Origin of the sequence: Amycolatopsis sp. NPDC006131, from assembly GCF_040614175.1 — a bacterium.
GTDB lineage: Bacteria > Actinomycetota > Actinomycetes > Mycobacteriales > Pseudonocardiaceae > Amycolatopsis_E > Amycolatopsis_E tucumanensis.
The window spans coordinates 1-4,509 of record NZ_JBEXTX010000220.1; the positions used below are offsets into that span (position 1 = coordinate 1).

A 4,509-nucleotide genomic window follows, 5' to 3' on the forward strand; every position below is an offset into this window, starting at 1 on the left:
GCTCTCCCGCTCTGCTGAGGGGGGGGGCGGGCCTTCCGTCCCGCCCGCGGGTGGCCCGGGTGCGGGGCCGGGGGGGCGGGGTCCGGCCCCGGGGCGGGGGGGGGGGCGGGGTGCCGCGGCCGGCCGCGGCCGGCCTGGATCCCGGGCTGCTCGACCTGCCGTCCCCGAACGGGGCGACCCTGCTCGTGGGCTACCTGCGCCACACCACCGCCGTAGCGTGTGCGACGACGCCCCGCTGCAAAGGACCCGGCCGGGGCCGGCGAACTCGCCATTGCCCTGACCACCGCTCGGCCGCACCCGGTGCTCGACTGACTGGCACCAGCGGCGATGAAGCGGTACACACGGCAGCCCCCGTTCTCCTGGAGGCCGCGTGACCTGGCTCGAACCGGCCGACGGCGTGCACGCCCGCCGCTATGAGCACCTGGACCAGACGCTCGGTCTGGTGGTGGGCGCCGAGCGGTGCCTGGTGATCGACACCGGCGGCGACGAGGTCCACGGCGCGGCCTTCGCGGCGGAGGTCCGCGAGATCACCGCGCTGCCGTGGACCGTGGTCCTCACCCACGCCCACTTCGACCACCACTTCGGCACCGCCGCGTTCCTGCCCTGCCCGGTCTGGGCGCACGAACGCTGCCGGGACGCGCTGGTCCGCGAAGGCGAGTCCGACCGGGCGGAGTGGGTGCGCCGGCTGGCGGGCAAGCCGGAAGCCGAGCGGCTCGCGGCGGCCCGGCTGGTGCTGCCGGACCACCTGCTCACCGAAAGCGCCCAGCTGGACCTCGGTGGGCGGACCGTGGAGCTGGTCCACCCCGGCGTGGCGCACACCGACCACGACGTGGCCGTGCACGTGCCGGACGCCGGGGTGCTGTTCGCCGGCGACCTCGTCGAGCAGGGCGCGCCGCCGTCGATCGGACCGGACGCGCACCCCGCGCACTGGCCGTCGGCGCTGGACCGGTTGCTCGCCCTGCGCCCCGCCACCATCGTGCCGGGGCACGGCGATCCGGTCGGCCCGGACTTCGTGGCCGCCCAGCGCGACGAGCTCAGTCGAAGTTGAGCTCGCCGGTGCGGGTGCGCTTGAGCTCGTAGAAGTCGGGGTAGCTCGCCAGCAGCCGGGCGCCGTCGAACACCTTCACGGCGTCCTCGCCCCTCGGGATCGAGCTGAGCACCGGGCCGAAGAACGCGACGCCGTCGATGTGGATGGTGGGGGTGCCGACGTCCATGCCGACCGGGTCCATGCCCTCGTGGTGGCTCTTCTTCAGCGCGTCGTCGTACTCGGCGGAGTCGGCGGCGGACGCGAGGTCGGCGGGCGCGCCGATGGCCTCCAGGGCCTGGCGGGTGACCTCGGGGATGTCCTTGTTGCCCTGGTTGTGGTAGCGGGTGCCGAACTCGGTGTAGAAGTCCCGCAGGATCGCCTCGCCCTTCTCCTGGGCGAGCGCCGTGGCCACGCGCACCGGGCCCCACGCCTTCTCCAGCAGCTCCTTGTACTCCGCGGGCAGGTCGCGCCCGCTGTTGAGGACCGCGAGGCTCATGACGCGGAAGTTCAGGTCGAGGTCGCGCTGCTTCTCCACCTCCAGGATCCAGCGCGAGCTGATCCAGGCGAACGGGCAGACGGGGTCGAAGTAGAAGTCCACGCGTGTGCGCTCTGCGGTCATCAGTGTTCTCCCTGTGGGTGCTGGGCCGTCAAACGGGCCAACAGCACGCGGAGGGCACTTGTTCCCCGCCGGAACATGATTGGATAGCGGGATCACCGAGAATGACAACCGCGAGCGTTTCCGAGGTGCCTGTGCCCGCCCCTAACCTGACCCGTGACCAAGCCAAACAGCGTGCCGAGCTGCTCGAGGTCGAGTCCTACGACATCGCCCTCGACCTCACGGACGGTAACGGCGGCCCGGGCGAGAGAAGCTTCGACTCGAAGACAACGATCCGGTTCGCCGCCACGAAGCCGGGCGCGAGCACGTTCGTCGACATCGTCGCCGGCTCCGTCCGCTCCGCGACGCTGAACGGCACGGCGCTGGACGTCTCCGGCTACACCGAGGAGAACGGCGTCGAGCTGCCGGACCTCGCCGCGACCAACGAGCTGGTCGTCGAGGCCGACTGCCGCTACATGAACACCGGCGAGGGCCTGCACCGGTTCGTCGACCCGGTCGACGACGCCGTGTATCTGTACACGCAGTTCGAGACGGCCGACGCGAAGCGCATGTTCGCCTGCTTCGACCAGCCCGACCTCAAGGCCACCTACCGGCTGACGGTCACCGCGCCGAGCGACTGGAAGGTCGTGTCCAACGCGCCGGTGGAGAGCACCGAGAAGACCGCCGAGGGCGCCACCCGCACGGTCTTCGCCACCTCCGAGCGCATCTCGACGTACCTGGTCGCGTTGATCGCCGGCCCGTACGCCGAGTGGCACGACCAGTACACCGACGAGCACGGCACGATCCCACTGGGCATCTACTGCCGCGCGTCGCTGGCCGAGCACATGGACGCCGAGCGGCTGTTCACCGAGACCAAGCAGGGTTTCGGCTTCTACCACAAGGCGTTCGCCACGCCGTACCCGTTCCGCAAGTACGACCAGCTGTTCGTGCCGGAGTTCAACGCGGGCGCGATGGAGAACGCGGGCGCGGTGACGTTCCTGGAGGACTACGTCTTCCGCAGCCGGGTCACCCGCTACGCCTACGAGCGGCGCGCCGAGACGCTGCTGCACGAGATGGCGCACATGTGGTTCGGCGACCTGGTCACCATGCGCTGGTGGGACGACCTGTGGCTGAACGAGTCGTTCGCGACGTTCGCGAGCGTGCTGGCGCAGGCCGAGGCCACCGAGTACGAGCACGCCTGGACGAGCTTCGCCAACATCGAGAAGTCGTGGGCCTACCGGCAGGACCAGCTGCCCTCGACGCACCCGATCGCGGCCGACATCGTGGACCTGCAGGCCGTCGAGGTGAACTTCGACGGCATCACCTACGCCAAGGGCGCCAGCGTGCTGAAGCAGCTGGTGGCCTACGTCGGGCTGGACCACTTCCTGGCCGGGCTGCGGGTGTACTTCGGCAAGCACGCGTGGGGCAACGCGACGCTGGCCGACCTGCTCAGCGCCCTGGAGGAGGCGTCGGGCCGCGACCTGTCCGGGTGGAGCGCGCAGTGGCTGGAGACGACCGGCCTGAACTCGCTGCGGCCGAAGTTCGAGACCGACGCCGATGGCCGGTTCACGTCGTTCGCGGTGCTGCAGACCGGCGCGAAGCCGGGCGCCGGTGAGCTGCGCACGCACCGCATCGCGGTCGGCATCTACGACGACGAGAACGGCAAGCTGGTCCGCAAGCAGCGGGTGGAGCTGGACGTCGAGGGCGAGCGCACCGAGGTGCCGGACCTGGTCGGGCAGCCCGCGGGCAAGCTGGTGCTGGTCAACGACGACGACCTGACCTACTGCACGATGCGCCTGGACGCCGGTTCGCTGACCACGCTGGTCGACCGGATCGCCGACATCACCGAGCCGCTGCCGCGGACGCTGTGCTGGTCGGCGGCGTGGGAGATGACCCGCGAGGCCGAGCTGAAGGCCAGGGACTTCCTGCAGATCGTGCTGCACGGGATCCACGCGGAGACCGAGGTCGGTGTCGTGCAGCGGCTGCTGCTGCAGGCGCAGACCGCGCTGAACTCGTACGCGCAGCCGTCCTGGGCGGCGGCCGAGGGGTGGCCGCAGTTCACCCGGAAGCTGCTGGAGCTGGCCCGCGCCGCCGAGCCGGGCTCGGACCACCAGCTGGCGTTCGTCAACTCGCTGACCGGTTCGGTCCTGGACGACGCGACGGTCGACGTGCTGGCAGGCTGGCTCGACGGGTCGAGCCCGCTGGAGGGCCTCGTGGTCGACGCGGACCTGCGCTGGCGCCTGCTGAACGCGCTGGTGGCGCACGGCCGGGCGGCGGACGAGGAGATCGACGCGGAACTGGCCCGGGACGACACCGCGACGGGCCGCCGCCACGCCGAGCACGCCCGCGCCCTGCGCCCCACCCCGGAGGCCAAGGCGGAGGCGTGGCAGCGCGCGGTCTACGACGACGACCTCCCGAACGCGATGAGCAACGCCATCATCGGCGGCTTCTCCCACCCCGGGCAGAAGGACCTGCTGACGGGCTACGTCAGCACCTACTTCGCCGCCATCGACGAGGTCTGGTCCCGCCGGTCGAGCGAACGCGCCCAGCCCACGGTCGTCGGCCTGTTCCCCGCCTGGGCGGTCGAACACGCCACGGTGCAGGCCGCGGACGAGTGGCTGGCCGGCGACCACCCGGCTGCCCTGCGGCGGCTGGTGTCGGAAGGCCGAGCCGGCATCGTGCGCGCACTGGCAGCACGGGAATTCGACGAGGGCTGATCAACGGAAGAGCAAAAGGGGCGCCGGGCGAAGCTCGGCGCCCCCTTCTCTTGAGCAACCGCAAGCCGGCAACGCAAAGCAAGCGACTACCCCAACCAGACCTCCCCCGCCCCCGATCCACAGCCGATCTTTAGTCGCCGATCAGCGGGGTCAAGGCACGCTTTCCCGCC

Annotated in this window: 3 protein-coding genes; 2 read left to right on the forward strand and 1 reads right to left on the reverse strand. The window is 71.2% G+C overall.

Translation table 11 applies throughout. The annotated features are described in order from the left end of the window. The first annotated feature begins 370 nt into the window (after positions 1 to 370). A complete protein-coding gene (locus ABZ215_RS43345) occupies positions 371 to 1,048 on the forward strand; it encodes an MBL fold metallo-hydrolase (RefSeq protein WP_354956759.1) in 678 nt (225 codons plus the stop codon). Here ABZ215_RS43345 and ABZ215_RS43350 read toward each other — a convergent pair. After that, complete coding sequence (locus ABZ215_RS43350; RefSeq protein ID WP_237339528.1) at positions 1,035 to 1,646, reverse strand: DsbA family protein; 612 nt, start codon at positions 1,644 to 1,646, stop codon at positions 1,035 to 1,037. The two genes, ABZ215_RS43345 and ABZ215_RS43350, sit on opposite strands and share 14 nt — an antisense overlap. A 131-nt stretch (positions 1,647 to 1,777) precedes the next feature. Between ABZ215_RS43350 and pepN the strand changes: the two genes are divergently transcribed. Then, positions 1,778 to 4,339 carry an aminopeptidase N gene (pepN, locus tag ABZ215_RS43355; protein ID WP_354956761.1) on the forward strand — a complete coding sequence of 854 codons (2,562 nt, stop codon included), beginning with the start codon at positions 1,778 to 1,780 and terminating at the stop codon, positions 4,337 to 4,339. Positions 4,340 to 4,509 lie beyond the last annotated feature (170 nt).

Coding starts and splice junctions, on each gene's coding strand:
- ABZ215_RS43350 (WP_237339528.1), bottom strand. CDS start 1,646: ATGACCGCAGAGCGCACACGCGTGGACTTCTACTTCGACCCCGTCTGC.